Source organism: Pseudoroseicyclus aestuarii (genome assembly GCF_003217255.1).
Classification (GTDB): domain Bacteria; phylum Pseudomonadota; class Alphaproteobacteria; order Rhodobacterales; family Rhodobacteraceae; genus Pseudoroseicyclus; species Pseudoroseicyclus aestuarii.
Genome location: NZ_QJTE01000002.1, coordinates 202,204 through 222,772, shown reverse-complemented (window position 1 = coordinate 222,772; position 20,569 = coordinate 202,204). Strand labels below are relative to the sequence as shown.

Sequence of the window (20,569 nt, the reverse complement as noted above, 5' to 3'; positions counted from 1 at the left end):
CCGCATCTGGGAGGCGCCGCCATGACCCGTCATTTCGGTATCGACTTCGGCACGTCCAATTCCACCGTCGGGGTCGCGGACGCAGAAGGCGCGGGGCTGATCGCGGTCGAAGGGGACCACGACGCGATCCCTTCCGCGATGTTCATCGAAGAGGACGAGCCGCAGCCGCTTTTCGGGCGCGCCGCCGTTCAGGCCTATGTCGACGGAGAAGAAGGGCGCCTGCTGCGCGCACTGAAATCCACGCTCGGCTCCTCGCTTATCTACGAGACGACCTCCATCGGCGGGCGGCGCTTTGCCTTCTCGGACCTGATCGAGCAGTTCTTCGGCCATCTGAAGCGGCAGATCGACCTTGCCGGCGGGGCGGACCGCGTCGTGCTGGGCCGCCCGGTGCACTTCGTCGACGACGATGCCGACGGCGACGAGGCGGCGCAGGACGTGCTGGAGCGGATCGCTCGCGACGCCGGCTTCTCCGAGGTCTCGTTCCAGTACGAGCCCATCGCCGCCGCCCTGCGCTACGAGGCCGGAATCGCGGACGAGGAGCTTGTGCTGATCGTCGATATCGGCGGCGGCACCTCGGACTTTTCCATCGTCCGCGTTTCGCCGCAGCGGGCGAAAGCCACCGACCGGGTGCAGGACATCCTCGCCAACGACGGCATCCGCGTGGGCGGCACCGATTTCGACCGGCTGCTCAGCCTGTCGCAGGCGATGCCGCATCTGGGCATGGATACCGCCGTGCGCGGCGGGTCCGGGCGGATGCCGCGGCACTACTATGTCGACCTGGCCAGCTGGCACAGGATCAACCGCATCTACAGCCCCGCCACCGTGCGCGACCTCAAGGCCCTGCTGCGCGAGGCGGACGAGCCGGCGCTGGTCGAGCGGATGCTGCATGTCGTCGAGGAGCGGCGCGGCCATGCCGTCGCCATGGCGGTCGAGGCGGCGAAGATCGGGCTGACCGACGCGGATCAGGCCATGCTGCGGCTGGGTGAGGCGGCCGAGGCCGAGGATACCCCCGTCAGCCGCGCCGCCTTCGAGACGGCGGTAGAGCCGCTGGCCGCGCGCATCGAGGATGCGATCCGCCGGGTGCTGGGGCAGGCGGGGCTGACGCCGGGCGACATCGGCACGGTCTTCATGACGGGCGGCTCTTCCAGCCTGCCGATCCTGCAGCGGCGGGTGGCGCAGGTGCTGCCCGATGCGCCGGTGACCAGCGGCGACAACTTCGGCAGCGTCGGCACCGGCCTCGCCCTCGACGCGCGGCGCAAGTTCGGCTGAGGCCTAGTGCGCCGGCGCCTTGCCGGCCAGATCGGCCCCCGCGTCCGAGGGTAGCCGCAGGTACAGCAGCCCCGCCACCGCCGAGATCGCGCCGACGATGGCGAAGGCGATGTGGAAATGCACCAGCTGCAGCCCCTCGCCGGTCAGCGCCTGCAACGATTCGAGGATCAGCCCGGCCACCGCGACCCCGCTGGCGATCGACAGCTGCTGCCCGACCGAGGTGAGGGCGCTGGCATGACCGGCCTCGGGCGCGTCGATATCGCCGAAGGCAAAGGCGTTGTTGCCGGTGAAGAACATCGAGCGCATGACCCCCGCCGCCAGCAGCACCGCCATCATCGCCGCCCAGGGCGTTTCCGGGGTAAAGAGGCCATGCACCGCCGTCAGCGCGCCCGCGATCAGCGCGCAGACGCCTAGCGTGCGCGGCAGGCCGAAGCGGCCATAGACGCGGGCGACGAAGAACTTGGTCACCACCGCGCCGAGGGCCGAGACGAAGGTGATCGCGCCGGACTGGAACGGCGTCAGCCCGAAGCCGAGCTGCAGCATCAGCGGCAAAAGGAAGGGCATCGCGCCGAGGCCGATGCGAAAGACGAAGCCGGCGATGGTGGCATCGCGGAACATCGGCCGCGACAGCAGCCGCAGGTCCAGCAGCGGCACCGGGCGCCGCAGGCTGCGCCGCACGAAGAGCGCCCCCGAGACGAGGCCCACCGCCACCATCGCCACCCCCAGCACCGGCGGCAGCGCCGGAAGCGAGGCGATGGACAGCCCCAGAACCAGCCCCGCGCAGGCCAGCCCCGACAGCAGGAAGCCGATGAAGTCGAGCCGGCCCGGCGCCTCGACCTCGGGGATCTGCAGGTACTTCGTCGCCAGCACGATGCCGATCAGCCCGACGGGGATGTTGATCCAGAAGATCCAGTGCCACGAGAGGTAGGTGGTCAGGAAGCCGCCGATCAGCGGCCCGGTCACCGGCCCCATCAGCGCCGGGATCGTCAGCCAGGCCATGGCATTGACCAGTTCGGCCTTGGGCGTGCCGCGGACCAGCAGCATCCGGCCCACCGGCGACATCATCGCCGCGCCGATTCCCTGCAGGAAGCGCGCGCTGACGAAGCTGCCGAGCGAATAGGAGAGCGAGCAGGCGAGCGAGCCGAGCATGAAGACCGCGATCGCCGCGCGGAAGACGTTGACCGCGCCAAAGCGGTCGGCGATCCAGCCCGAGGCGGGGATGAAGATCGCCAGCGCCACGAAATACGAGGTCAGCGCCAGCTTCAGCGCGATGGGATCGCTGCCGATGTCGCTGGCGATGGCGGGCAGGGCGGTTGCAATGACGGTCGAATCCATCTGCTCCATGAAGAGCGCGACGGCGAGGATCAGCGGGGTCAGGCGCAGGGCGGGGATGCGGATGATCAAACTCTCGTGCCTTTGCCTGCTGCGCCGGGATGCCACCGCACAGGCATAGGCCCCCCATGGCCGGTGTCGAGGGGGCGGATCCTCTTGCACCTTCGCGGCCCGCGGCCTATATGACCCATCGACAGCGGCGCGCCGGCCTCCACCCCCGGCGCCCACCGGGAAATATCAACGGGCCGCGCGCCCGTTTTTTTGTATTTGGAGGTAAGGCATGTCCGACCTCGTCGCCAAGGCCGCCATGGACCGCCGCGTCGCGGAGATCATCCAGCCCGTGATCGAGGATCTGGGTTTCGAGCTCGTGCGCGTGCGGCTGATGGCCGGCAAGACCGCGATCCTGCAGGTCATGGCCCAGAAGCCCGACGGCACGATGGAGGTGGACGATTGCGCCACCGTATCGACCGCGATCTCGGCCGTTCTGGACGTGGAGGATCCGATCATCGACGCCTATACGCTCGAGGTGTCCTCCCCCGGCATCGACCGGCCGCTGACCCGGCTGAAGGATTTCGACCAGTGGGACGGCTATGTCGCCAAGATCGAGACCACGGAGCTGATCGACGGCCGCCGCCGCTTCAAGGGCTGGCTGCGCGGCACCGAGGGCTCCGAGGTGCTGATCGAGCTGGACAGCGGCGAAGAGGTCACCATCGGCTTGCAGTTCGACTGGCTGTCGGACGCGAAGCTGGTGCTCACGGACGAGCTGATCCGCGAGGTTCTGAAGACGCGCAAGGATGCGGGCCAGATCGACGAGGCCCAGTACGACGAAGTTGAGACCGTCATCGACGGCGATGAGGAGTAAGGACCAATGGCAATCACCTCCGCCAACCAGCTCGAGCTGCTGCAGACCGCAGAGGCCGTGGCGCGCGAGAAGCTGATCGACCCCGGCCTCGTGGTCGAGGCGATGGAAGAGTCGCTCGCCCGCGCCGCCAAGTCGCGCTACGGCGCCGAGATGGACATCCGCGTGGACATCGATCGCAAGACCGGTCGCGCGACCTTCACCCGCGTGCGCACCGTCGTCGCGGACGAGGAGCTTGAGAACTACCAGGCCGAGATGACCGTCGCCCAAGCGAAGGACTACCTCGAGAACCCGCAGGTCGGCGACACCTACTCCGAAGAGGTCCCGCCGGTGGAGCTGGGCCGCATCGCCGCGCAGAGCGCCAAGCAGGTGATCCTGCAGCGCGTCCGCGAGGCCGAGCGCGAGCGCCAGTACGAGGAATTCAAGGACCGCGCCGGCACCATCGTCAACGCGACGGTCAAGCGCGAGGAATACGGCAACCTGGTGGTCGAACTGCCGGGCGCCGGCGAGGCCGTGCTGCGCCGCAACGAGAAGATCGGCCGCGAGGCCTACCGGCCCAACGACCGCATCCGCTGCTACGTCAAGGACGTGCGGCGCGAGGTTCGTGGCCCGCAGATCTTCCTCAGCCGGACCGATCCGCAGTTCATGGCCGAGCTGTTCAAGATGGAAGTGCCCGAGATCTACGAGGGCATCATCGAGATCAAGGCCGTGGCCCGCGACCCGGGCAGCCGCGCCAAGATCGCCGTGATCAGCCATGACGGCAGCATCGACCCCGTCGGCGCCTGCGTCGGCATGCGCGGCAGCCGCGTTCAGGCCGTGGTGGGCGAGCTTCAGGGCGAGAAGATCGACATCATCCCCTGGAACGAGGACATGCCGACCTTCCTCGTGAACGCGCTGCAGCCGGCCGAGGTCAGCAAGGTGGTCTTCGACGAGGACGCCGAGCGGATCGAGGTCGTCGTCCCCGAAGAGCAGCTGTCCCTCGCCATCGGCCGTCGCGGTCAGAACGTGCGTCTGGCAAGCCAGCTGACCGGTCTCGACATCGACATCATGACCGAGGAAGAGGAATCGAAGCGCCGCCAGGCCGAGTTCGAACAGCGGACGAAGCTTTTCGTCGATGCGCTCGATCTCGACGAATTCTTCGCGCAGCTTCTTGTTTCCGAGGGCTTCACAAATCTCGACGAGGTCGCATATGTAGACCTCGACGAGCTGCTGGTGATCGACGGTGTCGACGACGATACCGCCGCAGAGCTTCAGGCCCGCGCTCGCGACCATATCGAAGCCCAGAACAAGGCCGCGCTGGACAAGGCGCGGGAGCTGGGTGCCGAGGACAGTCTGATCTCGTTCCCCGGCCTGACGCCCCAGATGGTCGAGGCGCTGGCGAAGGACGACGTCAAGACGCTCGAGGATTTCGCAACCTGCGCCGACTGGGAACTTGCCGGCGGCTGGACCAATGTCGACGGTCAGCGGGTCAAGGACGACGGCGTGCTCGAGCCCTTCGACGTGAGCCTCGAAGAGGCGCAGGAAATGGTGATGACGGCCCGCGTTTCGCTGGGCTGGGTCGACCCCGACGAGCTGCTCGGCGAGGAGACCGCCGAGGACGACGCCGAAGAGGAAAGCGAAGGGGCCTGATGACGCGGGGCGGAGCGACGAAACACGAGGACGGGCCCGAGCGGCGCTGCATCGTTACCGGCGAGACGCAGCCGAAGAACGGGCTGATCCGTTTCGTCGTCGGCCCCGAGGGCGGGGTGGTCCCCGACGTGCTGGGCAAGCTGCCCGGACGCGGCATGTGGGTCACCGCCGACCGCGAGGTCATGGACAAGGCCACGCGCGGCCAGTTCGCGCGTGGTGCCAAGAACAAGGTCGAGGTGCCGGAGGGGCTGACCGACGAGGTCGAGCGCCAGCTGGCCCGCCGCCTGGTCGAGCTGATCGCCCTGGCGCGAAAGGCGGGGCTCGCGGTCTGCGGCTTCGAGAAGGTCAAGGCCGCGCTTGCGGCTGAAAATGTCAGGGTGCTGCTGCAGGCGAGCGATGGTTCGGTACGCGGCAAGACCAAGCTTTGGACGCCGACGGGTGCGCGCTACTTCGATTGCCTGAGTCAACAGGAATTGGGTTTGGCATTCGGACGGCAAAGTGTGATACATGGCGCGCTCGCATCAGGCGGACTCAGTGACCGTGTTGTAGACGAAGCCGCAAAGCTGCGCGGCTTGCGAGTGGGGAACGGTGATCGTACGGATCGCCGGGAAGGATAAGTAAGCTAGATGAACGATACGACGGACGGCAAGAAACCCCTTGGTCTGCGCGGCTCCGGCTCGCGTCCCGGAAACGTGAAGCAAAGCTTCAGCCATGGGCGCACGAAGAACGTTGTCGTGGAGACGAAGCGCAAGCGCGTTGTCGCCAAGCCCGGTGCCCAGACGGCACAGGGCGGGGCTGGCGGCGCCGCTGTCAAAGGCGATCCGTCGAAGCGTCCCGCAGGCATCTCCGAGGCCGAGCTCGAGCGCCGGATGAAAGCGCTCGCCATGGCCCGGTCGCGCGAGGCCGAAGAGACGGCCAAGCGCGAGGCCGAGGAGCAGGCACGCGCCGAAGAGCGCGAGCGGCGCCGGGCCGAGATCGAGGCCAAGGAGCGCGAGGATCGCGAACGCGAAGAGGCGCTCAAGGCCAAGGCCGAAGAGGAAGAGCGCAAGAAGCGCGAAGCCGAAGAGGAAAAGCGCCGGGCCAACGCCCCCGCTGCCACGACCTCCAAGCCCTCGGCCGAGGCTGTTGCCGATGCCAGCGCCGGCGGACCCCGCCCCGCAGGCACGGCGCGCAAGCCCGACCGCGACCGCGGCGATACCCGCGGCGACAAGACAAAGACCGCCAAGCCCGGCAAGAGCGACGACAGCCGCCGCTCCGGCAAGCTGACGCTGAACCAGGCGCTCTCGGGTAACGAGGGTGGCCGCCAGCGCTCTATGGCGCAGATGCGCCGCAAGCAGGAGCGGGCGCGGCAGAAGGCGATGGGCGGCCCCGTCCAGCGCGAGAAGGTCGTGCGCGACGTTCAGCTGCCCGAGGCGATCACGGTGGGCGAGCTGGCCAACCGTATGGCCGAGCGCGTGGCCGACGTGGTGAAATCGCTGATGAACATGGGCATCATGGCGACGCAGAACCAGTCGATCGACGCCGATACCGCCGAGCTGGTGATCGACGAATTCGGTCACCGCGTGCAGCGCGTCTCCGACGCAGACGTGGAGCAGGTTATCGAGCAGACCGAGGACAAGGCCGAGGATCTGCTGGATCGCGCGCCGATCATCACCGTGATGGGCCACGTCGACCACGGCAAGACTTCGCTTCTCGACGCGATCCGCAAGGCAAAGGTCGTCTCCGGCGAGGCCGGCGGCATCACCCAGCATATCGGCGCCTATCAGGTGCAGGATAGCTCCACGGGCAAGATGCTGACCTTCCTCGACACGCCGGGTCACGCGGCCTTCACCTCCATGCGGGCCCGTGGCGCGCAGGTGACGGATATCGTGGTTCTGGTTGTCGCGGCGGATGACGCCGTGATGCCGCAGACCATCGAAGCGATCGACCATGCCAAGGCGGCCGGCGTTCCGATGATCGTCGCGATCAACAAGGTCGACAAGCACGAGGCGAACCCGGGCAAGGTCCGCACCTCGCTGCTGCAGCACGAGGTCATCGTCGAGAAGATGTCCGGCGACGTGCAGGACGTCGAAGTCTCTGCCACCACCGGCAAGGGCCTCGACGAGCTGCTCGAGGCGATCGCGCTTCAGTCCGAAGTGCTTGAGCTCAAGGCGAACCCGAACCGCTCGGCCCAGGCCGCGGTGATCGAGGCGCAGCTCGACGTGGGCCGCGGCCCGGTCGCGACCGTCCTCGTGCAGAACGGCACCCTGCGGCGCGGCGACATCTTCGTCGTCGGCGAGCAGTGGGGCAAGGTGCGCGCGCTCATCAATGACAAGGGCGAGCGCGTCGAGGAAGCCGGTCCTTCGGTTCCGGTCGAGGTTCTCGGCCTCGACGGCACGCCCGGTGCGGGAGACGTGTTGAACGTCGTCTCCACCGAGGCGCAGGCCCGCGAGATCGCGGAATACCGTGCCAATGCCGCCAAGGAAAAGCGTGCCGCCGCCGGTGCCGCCACCTCTCTCGAACAGCTGATGGCCAAGGCCAAGGCTGACGAGAACGTGTCGGAGCTGCCGATCGTGATGAAGGCCGACGTGCAGGGGTCTGCCGAGGCCATCGTCCAGGCGCTGGAGAAGGTCGGCAACGACGAGGTCCGCGTGCGGGTGCTGCACTACGGTGTCGGCGCGATCACCGAATCCGATGTCGGCCTGGCCGAGGCGTCGAAGGCGCCGGTCCTAGGCTTCAACGTCCGGGCCAATGCCCCGGCGCGGCAGTCGGCGCACCAGAAGGGCGTGGAAATCCGCTACTACAGCGTGATCTACGACCTCGTGGACGACATCAAGGCGGCTGCCTCGGGTCTGCTGTCCGACGAGGTGCGCGAGCACTTCATCGGCTACGCGGAAATCCGCGAGGTCTTCAAGGTGTCGAACGTCGGCAACGTCGCCGGCTGCCTCGTGACCGAAGGCGTGGCGCGCCGCTCTGCCGGTGTCCGCCTGCTGCGCGACAACGTGGTGATCCACGAGGGCACGCTGAAGACGCTTCAGCGGTTCAAGGACCAGGTCAACGAGGTGCAGTCCGGCACCGAGTGCGGCATGGCCTTCGAGCGCTACGAGGACGTCAAGGTCGGCGACGTGATCGAGATCTTCGAGCGCGAGACGGTCAAGCGGTCGCTTTGATCCGCTGATCTTCGAGAGTGACAAGGGCGGCCCTCTGGGCCGCCCTTTTTTCGTATCGCGGGGCGGTGCTCGCGGGCGGCGCTGCGCCGCGAGGACCGGCATGAAAAAAAAGGGGCAGCCCCGATGGGCTACCCCTTTGTGCGCCGCGGTCTCCTCCCAGAACCCGCGGCCTCCCTGGACAGTCGGATCGTTAGGCGAAGGCCGCCGGCGCCGCGCTGACCGGGCGCCCCCGGTAGGTCCGATCACCGACGCTCACCACGAGCGATCCGTCTTCCAACTGCTTCACGAGAAGGCCCTGCACCTGAACGCAGCTTCCCAGCGTGATGGTCTTCAGCATGTCTTGTTCCCTCTCTGCCCGATAGGTTCCACTATAGGCCGAAAAAACATCCTGCGAAGATGGTTTTTGATGATTTAACGATCAAAATATAAACTATCTGACGCCCTGTCATGAAGCTTTTGCATCATTCAGCAGCAAAAAGGGCCGATCCGGCCCTTCACAGCAGGTCGCGCAGGATCGGGATCAATGGCAGGTCGGCCGGGGGCATCGGGTAGTCCCGCATGCGATTCGGCCGCACCCAGGATAGGGCCTGCCCCTCCCGGCCGCGGGGGACGCCCCGCCAGCGGCGACAGGCGAAGAGCGGCATCAGCAGGTGAAAATCGTCGTAGGCATGGCTGGCGAAGGTCAGCGGGGCGAGGCAGGAATCCCAGGTCTCGATCCCCAGCTCTTCCTGCAGCTCGCGGATCAGCGCCGCCTCGGGGCTTTCGCCGGGCTCGACCTTGCCGCCGGGAAATTCCCAGAGCCCGGCAAGGGACTTGCCCTGGGGGCGCTGTGCCAGAAGCACGCGCCCCTCCACGTCGACAAGGGCGACGGCCGAAACAAGAACGATCCGGGTCACGAGCGGTAGTCGGCGTTGATCTCGATGTAGCCGTGGGTCAGATCGCAGGTCCAGGCCTTGGCCGACCCCTGACCGAGGCCGAGGTCGACGCCGATCACCAGCTCCTGCTGCTTCATGTAGGCCGCGCCCGCCTCTTCGCGGTAGTCGGGGCTGACCCAGCCCTTTTCGGCGACGAGGGTTTCGCCAAGCCGGATCGACAGCAGGTCGCGGTCGGCCTTGGCGCCGGATTTGCCGACGGCCATGACGATGCGGCCCCAGTTCGGATCCTCGCCCGCGATGGCGGTCTTCACGAGGGGAGAGTTGGCGATGGCCATGGCCACCTTGCGGGCATCGGCGTCGTCCTCAGCGCCGGTCACGGCGATCTCGACGAATTTCGTCGCTCCTTCGCCGTCGCGCACGACCTGATGCGCGAGGTCGAGCATCACGCCTTCCAGCGCCTCGGCGAAAGCGTCATCCCCGGTCGCATCGACGCCCGAGGCCCCGGTCGCCGCCATCAGCAGGCTGTCGGAGGTCGAGGTGTCGCTATCGACGGTGATGCAGTTGAAGGTGCGGTCCGTCAGCCGCCGCAGCAGTGCCTGAAGGGCAGCGCGATCATAGGCGGCGTCGGTGAAGATATAGACCAGCATCGTCGCCATGTCGGGGGCGATCATGCCCGATCCCTTGGCCATGCCGGCGATGCGGACGGCTTTGCCGCCCACCTGAACCTCGGCGCTGGCACCCTTGGGGAAGGTGTCGGTCGTCATGATCGCGCGGGCGGCGCCGGCGATGCCATCGGGCGCGAGGGAGCCGTTCAACCCGTCCAGAGCGTCGCGAATACGCTCCCAGGGCAGCGGCTCTCCGATCACGCCGGTCGAGGCGGTCAGGATGTTGGCCTCCGGCACGCCGGTCGCGGCGGAGGTCGCCGCGGTCAGGCCGTGGACGGCGGTTTCGCCGGCCGAACCGGTGAAGGCATTGGAGTTGCCGGAATTCACGAGGAAGGCATAGCCCCCCTCGGAGGCCGGGGCCGCGAGCTTGGCCTCGCAATCGAGGACCGGGGCGCTGCGCGTTGCGGACCGGGTGAAGACCCCGGCGACGGTGCTGCCCGGATCAATGACCGCCAGCATCACATCGGTGCGCCCTTTGTAGCGCACACCGGCGGCGGCGCTGGAAAAGCGCACGCCGCCGATCTGGGGCAGGTCCGGAAAGGCCGCGGGGGCCAGCGGAGAGACTGCCATGCCCGTGTCAGTCCGCGAGAAGGGACGTGTCGGACAGGGCCGAGGGGGCGATGTCCTCGTTACGCGTGATCTCGGCTTCGCCCTCGAGCTCGGCCAGGCGATCCTCGACCTGCTGCTGCTGGATCTGCTGCGTCAGCTGGTCGCGCACCTCGTCGAGGCTGGGCGCCTCCTGCATGCGGGTGTCCTGCAGCTCGATCACGTGCCAGCCGAACTGGGTCTCGACCGGCTCGGACATCTCGCCCGGCTCCAGCTCGGAGACCGCGTCCTGGAACGGCTGGACCATCATGCCATCGGCGAACCAGCCAAGGTCGCCGCCCTGCGCGCCCGACCCGGTGTCGGTCGAGACTTCCTGCGCGACGGCGTCGAAATCCTCGCCGGCATTCAGGCGCTCGATCACGGCGGTGGCCTCGTCCTGAGTGTCCACCAGGATGTGACGGGCGTGGTACTCGGTCACCGGCTCGACATCGGCGAAGGCCTCGTCGTAGGCGGCCTGCAGCTCTTCGTCCGAGGGGCCTTCGCCCATCAGCGCGTTCACCGCCTCGCCGGCGAGCAGGCTGCGCCGCTCGTTGCTCAGCGCGAACTCGACACGCTCGGGGGTGCCGTCGACGGTGTCGGCCAGCACCTGCTGCTGGACGATCTGGTTGACCAGCCCGTCGAACAGCGCCTCGGGCGGAAGCTGCTGGTACTGCGCCGGCAGCTGGTTGCGGGCGATGATCATCTCGCCCAGCGTGATCTCGGTGCCGTTGACCGTGACCACGACGTCGGAGGCAGAGGCCGTGCTCTGGGCCTCGTCACCGCCGGTGCTCTCGGCCTCGGTGGTGGTGGCCTCGGTCTCGGTCGTGGCGGTGTCGTCCTGCGCGAGGGCGGGCATCGCGGTTCCGGCGGCCAGGATGGCGGCCAGCGATAGGCTGCGATAGTTCATGGAATTCCTCCTTCGCCACACCGATGGTCGGACCATGGGCGCGACGTTGACAGTCCTGCGGCCCACCCCTACATCGCCAGCAGGCATCGCAGGGCGGGCCGCGCTGGACCACTACTTAGGTCGGAGCCGACGGCGCAGCAAGCGACCTCTCCCTCACATCGCAGACAGTCGCCGAGGAAGCCTCGAATGATAGGTATTGGATCGCTCGCCAAGAAGGTCTTCGGGACTCCGAACGATCGCAAGGTCAAGGCCGCAAGGCCTCTGGTCGAGAAGATCAACGCGCTCGAGCCAGAGGTTCAGGCGCTGGACGACGAGGGGCTGAAGGCGCGCACCGCCGCCTTCAAGGAGCGGGCCGCGAAGGGCGAAAGCCTGGACGACCTGCTGCCAGAGGCCTTTGCCACCTGCCGCGAGGCCGCGAAGCGCGCCCTCGGGCTGCGCGCCTTCGACGTGCAGTTGATGGGCGGCATCTTCCTGCACCAGGGCAATATCGCCGAGATGAAGACGGGTGAGGGCAAGACGCTTGTCGCCACTTTCCCGGCCTACCTCAACGCGCTGTCCGGCAAGGGCGTGCATGTCGTCACCGTGAACGACTACCTCGCCAAGCGCGACGCCGAATGGATGAGCAAGGTCTACGGCGCGCTCGGCCTGACCACGGGCGTGGTCTATCCGCAGCAGCCCGAGGCCGAGAAGAAGGGCGCCTACGCCGCCGACATCACCTACGCCACCAACAACGAGCTGGGCTTCGACTACCTTCGCGACAACATGAAGGCCGATCTCAGCCAGATGAACCAGCGCGGCCACAACTTCGCGATCGTGGACGAGGTGGACTCCATCCTCATCGACGAGGCGCGGACGCCGCTGATCATCTCTGGCCCCAGCCAGGACCGCAGCGATCTGTATCGCCAGGTCGACCTGCTGATCCCCGAGCTGACGGAAGAGCATTACACGCTGGACGAAAAGACCCGCGGCGTGACCTTCACCGACGACGGGAACGAGTTCCTCGAGGAGCGGCTGCACCGCGCTGGCATCCTGCCCGAGGAGCAGACGCTCTACGATCCCGAGAGCACGACCGTCGTGCACCACGTCAACCAGGCCCTGCGGGCGCACAAGCTCTATACCCGCGACAAGGACTACATCGTGCGCGACGGCAACGTCGTGCTGATCGACGAGTTCACGGGTCGGATGATGCACGGGCGCCGCCTCTCCGATGGCCTGCACCAGGCCATCGAGGCCAAGGAGCGGACCGAGATCCAGCCCGAGAACGTGACCCTCGCGAGCGTGACGTTCCAGAACTACTTCCGCCTCTACAACCGGCTGTCGGGCATGACCGGCACCGCACTGACCGAGGCCGACGAATTCGCCGAGATCTACGGCCTCGGCGTGGTCGAGGTGCCGACGAACCGGCCCATCGCCCGCGTCGACGAGGACGATCAGGTCTATCGCACCGCGCAGGAGAAGTTCGCCGGCATCGTCGAGGCGATCAAGGTCGCCCACGCCAAGGGCCAGCCGACGCTGGTCGGCACCACCTCGATCGAGAAGTCCGAGGTGCTCAGCCAGCTTCTGACGAGCGCCGATGTCGCCCACAACGTGCTGAACGCCCGCCACCACGAGCAGGAGGCGCATATCGTCGCCGAGGCCGGGCGTCCGGGCGCGGTGACCATCGCCACCAACATGGCCGGCCGCGGCACCGACATCCAGCTGGGCGGCAACGTCGACATGAAGGTGCTCGCCGCGCTCGACGCCGACCCCGAGGCCGATCCCGACGCGGTGCGGACCCGGATCGAGGCCGAGCATGCCGGCGACAAGGCCAAGGTCCTCGAGGCCGGGGGGCTTTACGTCCTCGCGACCGAACGGCACGAGAGCCGCCGCATCGACAACCAGCTGCGCGGCCGCTCCGGCCGGCAGGGCGATCCGGGCCGCAGCTCCTTCTTCCTGTCGCTGGAAGACGACCTGATGCGGATCTTCGGCTCCGAGCGTCTGGACAAGGTCCTCTCGACGCTGGGCATGAAAGACGGCGAGGCCATCGTGCACCCTTGGGTGAACAAGAGCCTCGAGCGTGCACAGGCCAAGGTCGAGGGACGCAACTTCGACATCCGCAAGCAGCTGCTGAAGTTCGACGACGTGATGAACGAGCAGCGCAAGGTGATTTTCGCGCAGCGCCGCGAGATCATGGAAGCCAAGGACCTTTCCGAGATCGCGCGCGACATGCGCCATCAGGTGATCGACGACATGGTCGCCCAGCACGTTCCGGCCCGCGCCTATGCCGACCAGTGGGACACCGAGGGCCTCTATGCCGAGGTGATCCGCGTCCTGAACCAGGACCTGCCGGTCATGGCCTGGGCCGAGGAAGAGGGCGTCGACGACGGCGACATCCGCGAGCGGCTCGAAGAGGCCTCGGACAAGTACATGTCCGAGAAGGCCGAGGCTTTCGGCGCCGGAACCATGCGCAACATCGAAAAGCAGGTGCTGCTGCAGACCATCGACGCCAAGTGGCGCGAGCATCTGCTGCTGCTTGAGCATCTGCGCTCGGTCGTGGGTTTCCGCGGCTACGCGCAGCGCGACCCGCTGAACGAATACAAGACCGAGGCTTTCCAGTTGTTCGAGACGCTTCTCGACAGCCTGCGCAGCGACGTGACCGAGCGGCTGGCCCATCTGCGCCCGATGACCGCCGAAGAGCAGCAAGAAATGATGCAACGCGCCGCCGAGCAGCAGCGCCGGACGCAGGAGCAGGCGGTCGCCTCGCGCAGCGCGACGGCCAGCGCCCCGGCGGCTGCGGCCACGCCCGCCGCCGCGCAGCCCGCGCTCGAAGGGGCCGGTGCGCCCGTTGACGGCTTCGACGAGAACGATCCGGCCAGCTGGGGCAATCCCGGCCGGAACGACCTGTGCCCCTGCGGCTCGGGCAAGAAGTTCAAGCACTGCCACGGCAAGCTGTGACAGGCAGCGCCGGCGCGTGATGCGTCGGCGCGCCCCAGTCTGGCCATGGTCTCGCCCCGGCGGGGACCACTCTTCGTCCGCAGGAAGCCCGTTTCGGCGGTGATCCTCTCGCGCAAGCGAGTTCGAGGGAGTGGCCATGGTTTCCATGAAAGGCATCATCATCGCGGCGGTCGGCTTCGCCGTCGCGGCAGCGGCGCTGGTCATCGTGTTGAATGGCGCCGCCCTGATCGAACTTTTCTATGGCGAGGAGGACGGCCAGCCGCTTCACATGACGCATGAGCTGGCCCTGCATTCCCATCTCGCGTCGCTGGGCGTGGTCGTGTCCGCCTGATGCCCGGCCCTCGCGGGCGCAGGCGCCCGTACTTGCCAAACCGCCTGCCGGGACCGAGACTGGCTGCTCGATGATCGCGGTAGGGTGGATATCACGGCACGCACGGCGCCTTGGCCGGATCGGCCCCTGTCTGGCCTTGATCTGTCTGGTCCCGGCTGCGGCCACGGCGCAGCACAGCCCCGACATCGCGGCGCCGGTCTTTCCGCCGCCTCCCGGCAGCGCGCGGGTCGGGGCCGGCGGCCTCGTGCTGACGGGGCCGGTTCTCGGCTTTGACGGGACCTACCTGCGGCTCGCGACGCCCGAAGGCGCGGTGTCGCTTGTCTACGACGCGGATCTCTGCACCGGCGCCGCCTGCCCCGACCCCAAAAACTTCGTTCCGCAGCTGCGCCTATCGGGCGCAAGTCGCCTCGGGGATCTGATCCTGCCGGCGCTGATCGAGGGCTATGCCCGCAGCCTCGGCCATGCGCTGTCGCAAGAGGCGGTCCCGGGTGGGCGCACCGCCTACCTGATTGAGGACGAGGAGGGGCCGGTTCTGGCGCTGAGCCTGCGCCGCACCTCGACCGAGGACGGCATCGCCGATCTCCTTGCGGAGGAGGCCGACGTCGCGCTCGCCGCCCGCCCGATGACGGCAGAGGAGATCGCCCTCGCGCGGGACGCCGGGCTCGGCGCGATGGAGGCGCCGCGGCGGGCGCGGCTGATCGCCTTCGACGCGCTGGTGCCGATCGCCGCCCCGGGCCAGGGCCTGCGCGACCTGACGCCCGAGGATCTGGCCGAGGTGCTGGCCGGACGGATCACCGACTGGCAGGACCTCGGCGGCGCGGCGCTGCCGCTGACGCTGCACCTCGGGCCCGAAGACGACGGGCAGCTGCAGGGGGCGCTGCTCGCGCTGCTGGGCGACGGGGAACTGGCCCCGGACGCGGTCCGGCACGCCTCCGCCGGCGCGGTGGCGGCGGCGGTGGCGCGGGACGCGGGCGGGATCGGCCTCGTGCCCTTCGGCGCCACCGATCCGGCAGAGCCTCTGGCGCTGCACGGGGGCTGCGGCTTGCAGGGCCACGCCCTGCCCGAGACGGTGGCCACCGCGGATTACCCGCTGACGCAGCCGCTCGCCCTTTACCTGCCGGCGCGGCGCTTCGCGCCCGAGGCGGCGGCCTTCCTTGCCTGGATCGACACGCCTGAGGCGCAGATGGTCCTGCGCCGCTCTGGCGTCGCGGGCACCCTGCCGCTGCGCATCCCGCTTTCGGCCCAGGGCGGCCGGCTGGCGAGCGCGATCGCTGCCGCCGGCCCCGGGGCCGACGGTGTCCCGCTGACCGAGTTGCAGCGCGTGATGCGTGTGCTGGGCGCGCGCCTGCGGCTGTCGCCGACCTTCCGCTTCGACAGCGGGGACGCCCAGCTCGACCCGCTTTCGGAGTCGCACCTGCGGCAGCTGGCCCAGGCGATCCGGGACGGCAGCTACCGCGGGCGGCGGCTTCTGCTGGCCGGGTTCAGCGACGGGCTGGGGGACTGGGTCTCGAACCGCAGCCTGTCGGAGGACCGGGCGCGGGCGGTGCGGGACGAGTTGCTGCGCCTGCTGGGCGGAGGCCTGCCGCAAGGCGTGACGGTGCAGATCGCCGGGCTGGGCGAGGCGCTGCCGATGGGCTGCTCTCGATCGACCCTCGGCCGCACCGCGAGCCGCCGGGTAGAGCTATGGGTGCAGGAGGAGTGACCGGGCAGCGCGCGGGCGATGGGCCGCCGCAGGGCTGGCTGTGATATTCGGCAGAGAGCGCGATCTACCCGGTTTCCTTGTCATCCGGGCTGCCCCGCGGGCGATCTGACCCGAGGGCGTCCACCGCTCCCGGGGCGCCGCTAGAGCAAGCCCTCCGACCTGAAGCTCAACTCTCGAGACCGGCCGATCACGAGGTGGTCGTGGACCGTGATGCCCATGGTCTTGGCCGCCGCCTCGATCTGCGCGGTCATGCGGATATCGGCGTCCGACGGGGTGGGATCGCCCGAGGGGTGGTTGTGCACGAGGATCAGGGCGCTCGCGTTCAACTCCAGCGCCCGCTTCACCACCTCGCGCGGATAGACGGGGACATGGTCGACCGTCCCCTTGGCCTGCTCCTCGTCGGCGATCAGCACGTTGCGCCGGTCTAGAAAGAGGATGCGGAACTGCTCCGTCTCGCGGTGGGCCATGACGGTGTGGCAATAGTCCAGAACCGAATCCCAGCTCGAGATCACGGGCCGCTGCATGATCTTGGCGCGGGCCATGCGATGCGCGGCGGCCTCCGCGATCTTCAGCTCCGTCACCACGGCCTCTCCCACGCCCGCGATCTTCAGCAGGCGGCCCTGGGGGGCCGACAGGACGCCGCTCAGGTCGCCGAAGGCATCGATGAGGCGGCGGGCCAGCGGCTTCACGTCCTGACGCGGAATGGCGCGGAAGAGCAGCAGTTCCAGAAGCTCGTAATCCGGCATGGCCCCGGTGCCGCCGGCCATGAACCGCTCGCGCAGGCGCTTGCGGTGATCCGCGATGTAGGAGGGCAGTTTTCCGCCCTTCAGCGGCTGTCCGGCGGTGGCCTCGTCGCTGTCGGCCTCCGGCAGAGGCGCAGGCTCCGGATTGGGAAGGGGGAGCGCCGCCGTCCCCTGAGACAACTCTGGGAACGGCAGCGGGGCCTCGGAGAAATGAGAGTCTGTAACCATGGAATTCGTTAGATCATCCAGATGGTTACCGGCAGGTTAACCCTTCATCGAATCCCAGAAGCCTTTGACGGCCGAAAAGAACTTGCTGGTCTGCGGGTTGTTTGCCTCGCTCAGGGCGTCGAATTCCCGCAGCAGCTCCTTCTGGCGCGTGGTCAGGTTGACCGGCGTCTCGGCCAGCAGCTCGATGTACATGTCGCCCGAGGGGCCGCCGCGCAGCCCCGGCATGCCCTTGCCGCGCAGGCGCATCTGCCGCCCGGTCTGGCTGCCTTCGGGGATCTTCACCCGGCTGCGGCCACCGTCGATGCTGGGCACCTCGATGTCGCCGCCAAGCGCGGCCGTCGCCATGGACACCGGCACGCGGCAGTGCAGGTCGTTGCCCTCGCGTTGGAACAGCGGGTGATCCTTCACCTCGATGAAGATGTAGAGATCGCCCGTCGGCCCGCCGCGCAGGCCGGCCTCGCCCTCACCGGCAAGCCGGATGCGAGTGCCGGTCTCAACCCCCCTGGGGATATTGACCGAGAGGCTCTTTTCCTTCTCGACCCGGCCCGCGCCGTGGCAGACCTGACAGGGATCCTTGATGATCTGGCCCAGGCCGTTGCAGGTGGGGCAGGTCCGCTCGACCGTGAAGAAGCCCTGCTGCGCGCGCACCTTGCCCATGCCCGAACAGGTCGGGCAGGTCACCGGCTCGGATCCGTCCTCGGCGCCGGTGCCGTGGCAGGCGCCGCAGGTGACGGCGGTGGGGACCTGAACGGTCTTCGACAGCCCGCTGTAGGCCTCTTCAAGGCTGATCTTCAGGTTGAAGCGCAGGTCGTTGCCGCGGCTGGCACGCTGCCGGCCACCGCCGCCGCCCTGCCGGCCGCCCATGAAATCGCCGAAGAGATCGTCGAAGACATCGGAAAAGGCGCTGGCGAAGTCGCCCTGCCCGCGGAACCCGCCGGCTCCGCCGCCGGCACCGGGGCGTCCGCCGCCCATGCCGCCTTCGAAGGCAGCGTGGCCGTAGCGGTCGTAGGCCGCCTTCTTGTTCTCGTCCTTCAGGACGTCATAGGCCTCGTTCGCTTCCTTGAACGCGGTCTCTGCATTGGGATTGTCGGCGTTGCGGTCCGGGTGAAGCTCCTTGGCCTTGCGCCGGTACGCCTTCTTGATCTCGTCTGCCCCGGCACCCTTCTGGATGCCCAGCACATCGTAATAATCGCGTTTAGCCATGCGTGTTGCTACCTCTCGCCAAACGTAAAGGACCGGCCCGGCTGGCCGGACCGGTCCTTATCCGTCAGGATCGTGGCTTAGCGGCCACGCTTGTCTTCGCCCAGGTCCTCGAAATCGGCATCGACGACGTCTTCGTCGCTGCCCTGCTCGTCGGCCCCCTCGGGCGCCGCCTCGCCGTCATCCTCGCCGGACTGCTGCGACTTGTAGATCGCCTCGCCCAGCTTCATCGCCGCTTCCGAGACGTTCTGGATGCCGCTGCGGATCTTGTCGGGGTTGTCACCCTCGACCTCGTCCTTGAGCGCGGCGATGGCCAGCTCGATCGCCTCGACGGTGGAGGGATCGACCTTGTCGCTGTGCTCTTCGAGCGACTTCTCAGTGGTGTGGATCAGGCTCTCGGCCTGGTTCCGCGCCTCGACCAGATCGCGCCGCTTCTTGTCCGACTCGGCGTTGGTCTCGGCCTCTTTCACCATGCGCTCGATCTCGTCGTCGTTGAGACCGCCCGAAGCCTGAATGGTGATCTTCTGCTCCTTGTTCGTCGCCTTGTCCTTGGCGGACACGTTGACGATGCCGTTGGCGTCGATGTCGAAGGTCACCTCGATCTGCGGCATGCCGCGCGGCGCCGGGGGGATGTTCTCGAGGTTGAACTGGCCGAGCATCTTGTTGTCGGCCGCCATCTCGCGCTCGCCCTGGAAGACCCGGATCGTCACGGCGTTCTGGTTGTCCTCGGCGGTCGAGAAGATCTGGCTCTTCTTGGTCGGGATCGTGGTGTTGCGGTCGATCAGCCGGGTGAAGACGCCGCCCAGCGTCTCGATGCCCATCGACAGCGGGGTCACGTCCAGCAGCACGACGTCCTTGACGTCACCCTGCAGCACGCCCGCCTGGATGGCGGCGCCGAGGGCCACGACCTCGTCGGGGTTCACGCCCTTGTGCGGCTCCTTGCCGAAGAACTTCGTCACCTCTTCGACGACCTTGGGCATGCGGGTCATGCCGCCGACGAGGACGACCTCGTCGATCTCGTCCTTGCTGACGCCGGCATCCTTGAGCGCGGCCTCGCAGGGCTTCATCGAACGCTTGATCAGGTCGCCGACGAGGCTTTCCACCTTCGCACGGGTCAGCTTCATGACCATGTGCAGCGGCGTGCCGGCCGAGGGGTCCATCGAGATGAACGGCTGGTTGATCTCGGTCTGGGTCGAGGAGGACAGCTCGATCTTGGCCTTCTCGGCCGCTTCCTTCAGGCGCTGCAGCGCCATCTTGTCCTTCTTGAGATCGACGTTGTGCTCTTTTTTGAACTCCTCGGCGAGGTAGTTCACGATGCGCATGTCGAAATCCTCACCGCCGAGGAAGGTGTCCCCGTTGGTGGATTTCACCTCGAAGAGGCCGTCGTCGATCTCGAGGATGGTGACGTCGAAGGTCCCGCCGCCGAGGTCGTAGACCGCGATCGTCTTGGTTTCCTTCTTGTCGAGACCATAGGCCAGAGCGGCGGCCGTCGGCTCGTTGATGATGCGCAGGACTTCGAGGCCGGCGATCTTGCCGGCGTCCTTGGTGGCCTGACGCTGCTGGTCGTTGAAGTAGGCCGGGACGGTGATGACCGCCTGCGTGACCTCTTCGCCGAGATAGCTTTCGGCAGTTTCCTTCATCTTCTGCAGCGTGAAGGCGGAAATCTGGCTGGGCGAGTACTTGTCGCCCTTCACCTCGACCCAGGCGTCGCCGTTGCCGCCGTCGACGATCTTGTAGGGGACGAGGTCCTTGTCCTTGTCCACTTCGGCGTCGGTCGTGCGGCGGCCGATCAGGCGCTTCACGGCGTAGATGGTGTTGTTCGGGTTCGTCACGGCCTGCCGCTTGGCGGCCTGGCCGACGAGACGCTCGTCGTCGGTGAAGGCGACGATGGACGGTGTGGTGCGGGCACCCTCGGCGTTCTCGATCACGCGCGGCTGGCTGCCGTCCATGATCGCGACGCAGGAGTTGGTGGTCCCGAGGTCGATGCCAATGACTTTGGCCATAGTGTCAAATCCCTCTTTATCAGGCGGTTTGAACGGGGCGGACCCGTCGAGGCATCCGCCCCTTGCAGGAAACGGCACCGGGTGACACCCACTGCCGATCACTGGGCTATATAGGGAGGCGGTTTTGGCGCTGCAACGGCCCCGTGATCGGGCCTGAG

Annotated in this window: 16 protein-coding genes; 8 read left to right on the top strand and 8 right to left on the bottom strand. The window is 67.7% G+C overall.

Going from position 1 to position 20,569, the window contains the following annotated elements:
• Positions 1-21 precede the first annotated feature (21 nt).
• A complete protein-coding gene (locus tag DFP88_RS05850; protein ID WP_110813533.1) occupies positions 22-1,269 on the top strand; it encodes an Hsp70 family protein in 1,248 nt (415 codons plus the stop codon).
• Between the two features lie 3 nt (positions 1,270-1,272).
• On the opposite strand, the gene DFP88_RS05845 is transcribed toward DFP88_RS05850, so the two are convergent.
• Positions 1,273-2,673 carry an MFS transporter gene (locus DFP88_RS05845; protein WP_220032295.1) on the bottom strand — a complete coding sequence of 467 codons (1,401 nt, stop codon included), beginning with the start codon at positions 2,671-2,673 and terminating at the stop codon, positions 1,273-1,275.
• Positions 2,674-2,881: 208 nt separating this feature from the next.
• Here DFP88_RS05845 and rimP point away from each other — a divergent pair, with 208 nt between their 5' ends.
• The 4 genes from rimP to infB are packed head-to-tail and all read left to right on the top strand — an operon-like array spanning position 2,882 to position 8,238.
• A complete protein-coding gene (rimP, locus tag DFP88_RS05840; RefSeq protein ID WP_110813532.1) occupies positions 2,882-3,463 on the top strand; it encodes a ribosome maturation factor RimP in 582 nt (193 codons plus the stop codon).
• Positions 3,464-3,469: 6 nt separating this feature from the next.
• The gene (nusA, locus tag DFP88_RS05835; protein ID WP_110813531.1) at positions 3,470-5,089 is read left to right on the top strand and encodes a transcription termination factor NusA; all 1,620 of its coding nucleotides are present in this window, start codon (positions 3,470-3,472) and stop codon (positions 5,087-5,089) included.
• A complete protein-coding gene (locus DFP88_RS05830; protein WP_110813530.1) occupies positions 5,089-5,706 on the top strand; it encodes an RNA-binding protein in 618 nt (205 codons plus the stop codon). Before nusA ends, DFP88_RS05830 begins: the two co-directional genes overlap by 1 nt.
• A gap of 9 nt (positions 5,707-5,715) precedes the next feature.
• Complete coding sequence (gene infB / locus DFP88_RS05825) at positions 5,716-8,238, top strand: translation initiation factor IF-2 (protein ID WP_110813529.1); 2,523 nt, start codon at positions 5,716-5,718, stop codon at positions 8,236-8,238.
• A gap of 190 nt (positions 8,239-8,428) precedes the next feature.
• Here infB and DFP88_RS16995 read toward each other — a convergent pair whose 3' ends face one another.
• From DFP88_RS16995 to DFP88_RS05810, 4 genes are all read right to left on the bottom strand, one after another.
• On the bottom strand, positions 8,429-8,575 hold the full coding sequence (locus tag DFP88_RS16995; RefSeq protein WP_181418570.1) for a hypothetical protein: 147 nt from the start codon (positions 8,573-8,575) through the stop codon (positions 8,429-8,431).
• Between the two features lie 157 nt (positions 8,576-8,732).
• On the bottom strand, positions 8,733-9,134 hold the full coding sequence (locus tag DFP88_RS05820; protein WP_110813528.1) for a (deoxy)nucleoside triphosphate pyrophosphohydrolase: 402 nt from the start codon (positions 9,132-9,134) through the stop codon (positions 8,733-8,735).
• On the bottom strand, positions 9,131-10,348 hold the full coding sequence (argJ, locus tag DFP88_RS05815; RefSeq protein WP_110813527.1) for a bifunctional glutamate N-acetyltransferase/amino-acid acetyltransferase ArgJ: 1,218 nt from the start codon (positions 10,346-10,348) through the stop codon (positions 9,131-9,133). The genes DFP88_RS05820 and argJ overlap by 4 nt, the downstream gene beginning before the upstream one ends.
• Before the next feature lie 7 nt (positions 10,349-10,355).
• Positions 10,356-11,270 (bottom strand): peptidylprolyl isomerase, encoded by a 915-nt coding sequence (locus tag DFP88_RS05810; protein WP_181418569.1) that lies wholly within the window; start codon positions 11,268-11,270, stop codon positions 10,356-10,358.
• A 186-nt stretch (positions 11,271-11,456) separates the two neighbouring features.
• Here DFP88_RS05810 and secA point away from each other — a divergent pair, with 186 nt between their 5' ends.
• The 3 genes from secA (at position 11,457) to DFP88_RS05795 (ending at position 16,237) form a co-directional block, all read left to right on the top strand.
• On the top strand, positions 11,457-14,204 hold the full coding sequence (gene secA / locus DFP88_RS05805; protein WP_110813526.1) for a preprotein translocase subunit SecA: 2,748 nt from the start codon (positions 11,457-11,459) through the stop codon (positions 14,202-14,204).
• A 145-nt stretch (positions 14,205-14,349) separates the two neighbouring features.
• Positions 14,350-14,535 carry a hypothetical protein gene (locus DFP88_RS05800; RefSeq protein ID WP_146227428.1) on the top strand — a complete coding sequence of 62 codons (186 nt, stop codon included), beginning with the start codon at positions 14,350-14,352 and terminating at the stop codon, positions 14,533-14,535.
• Between the two features lie 136 nt (positions 14,536-14,671).
• Positions 14,672-16,237, top strand: a complete 1,566-nt coding sequence (locus tag DFP88_RS05795) for a phosphate ABC transporter substrate-binding/OmpA family protein (RefSeq protein WP_181418568.1) — start codon at positions 14,672-14,674, stop codon at positions 16,235-16,237.
• Between the two features lie 140 nt (positions 16,238-16,377).
• On the opposite strand, the gene radC is transcribed toward DFP88_RS05795, so the two are convergent.
• The 3 genes from radC to dnaK form a co-directional block, all read right to left on the bottom strand.
• Complete coding sequence (gene radC, locus DFP88_RS05790; protein ID WP_110813523.1) at positions 16,378-17,208, bottom strand: RadC family protein; 831 nt, start codon at positions 17,206-17,208, stop codon at positions 16,378-16,380.
• A gap of 36 nt (positions 17,209-17,244) precedes the next feature.
• Positions 17,245-18,411, bottom strand: coding sequence for a molecular chaperone DnaJ (dnaJ, locus tag DFP88_RS05785; protein WP_110813522.1), 1,167 nt, complete (start codon positions 18,409-18,411; stop codon positions 17,245-17,247).
• A 77-nt stretch (positions 18,412-18,488) separates the two neighbouring features.
• Complete coding sequence (gene dnaK, locus DFP88_RS05780; protein ID WP_110813521.1) at positions 18,489-20,411, bottom strand: molecular chaperone DnaK; 1,923 nt, start codon at positions 20,409-20,411, stop codon at positions 18,489-18,491.
• Between the last annotated feature and the right edge of the window lie 158 nt (positions 20,412-20,569).

What these genes read in the sequence shown, in the direction of transcription:
- dnaJ (WP_110813522.1), bottom strand. Translation starts at nt 18,411, where the DNA reads ATGGCTAAACGCGATTATTACGATGTGCTGGGCATCCAGAAGGGTGCC.
- DFP88_RS05810 (WP_181418569.1), bottom strand. Translation starts at nt 11,270, where the DNA reads ATGAACTATCGCAGCCTATCGCTGGCCGCCATCCTGGCCGCCGGAACC.
- DFP88_RS05830 (WP_110813530.1), top strand. Translation starts at nt 5,089, where the DNA reads ATGACGCGGGGCGGAGCGACGAAACACGAGGACGGGCCCGAGCGGCGC.
- infB (WP_110813529.1), top strand. Translation starts at nt 5,716, where the DNA reads ATGAACGATACGACGGACGGCAAGAAACCCCTTGGTCTGCGCGGCTCC.
- nusA (WP_110813531.1), top strand. Translation starts at nt 3,470, where the DNA reads ATGGCAATCACCTCCGCCAACCAGCTCGAGCTGCTGCAGACCGCAGAG.
- dnaK (WP_110813521.1), bottom strand. Translation starts at nt 20,411, where the DNA reads ATGGCCAAAGTCATTGGCATCGACCTCGGGACCACCAACTCCTGCGTC.
- argJ (WP_110813527.1), bottom strand. Translation starts at nt 10,348, where the DNA reads ATGGCAGTCTCTCCGCTGGCCCCCGCGGCCTTTCCGGACCTGCCCCAG.
- rimP (WP_110813532.1), top strand. Translation starts at nt 2,882, where the DNA reads ATGTCCGACCTCGTCGCCAAGGCCGCCATGGACCGCCGCGTCGCGGAG.
- DFP88_RS05800 (WP_146227428.1), top strand. Translation starts at nt 14,350, where the DNA reads ATGAAAGGCATCATCATCGCGGCGGTCGGCTTCGCCGTCGCGGCAGCG.
- secA (WP_110813526.1), top strand. Translation starts at nt 11,457, where the DNA reads ATGATAGGTATTGGATCGCTCGCCAAGAAGGTCTTCGGGACTCCGAAC.
- DFP88_RS05850 (WP_110813533.1), top strand. Translation starts at nt 22, where the DNA reads ATGACCCGTCATTTCGGTATCGACTTCGGCACGTCCAATTCCACCGTC.
- radC (WP_110813523.1), bottom strand. Translation starts at nt 17,208, where the DNA reads ATGGTTACAGACTCTCATTTCTCCGAGGCCCCGCTGCCGTTCCCAGAG.
- DFP88_RS16995 (WP_181418570.1), bottom strand. Translation starts at nt 8,575, where the DNA reads ATGCTGAAGACCATCACGCTGGGAAGCTGCGTTCAGGTGCAGGGCCTT.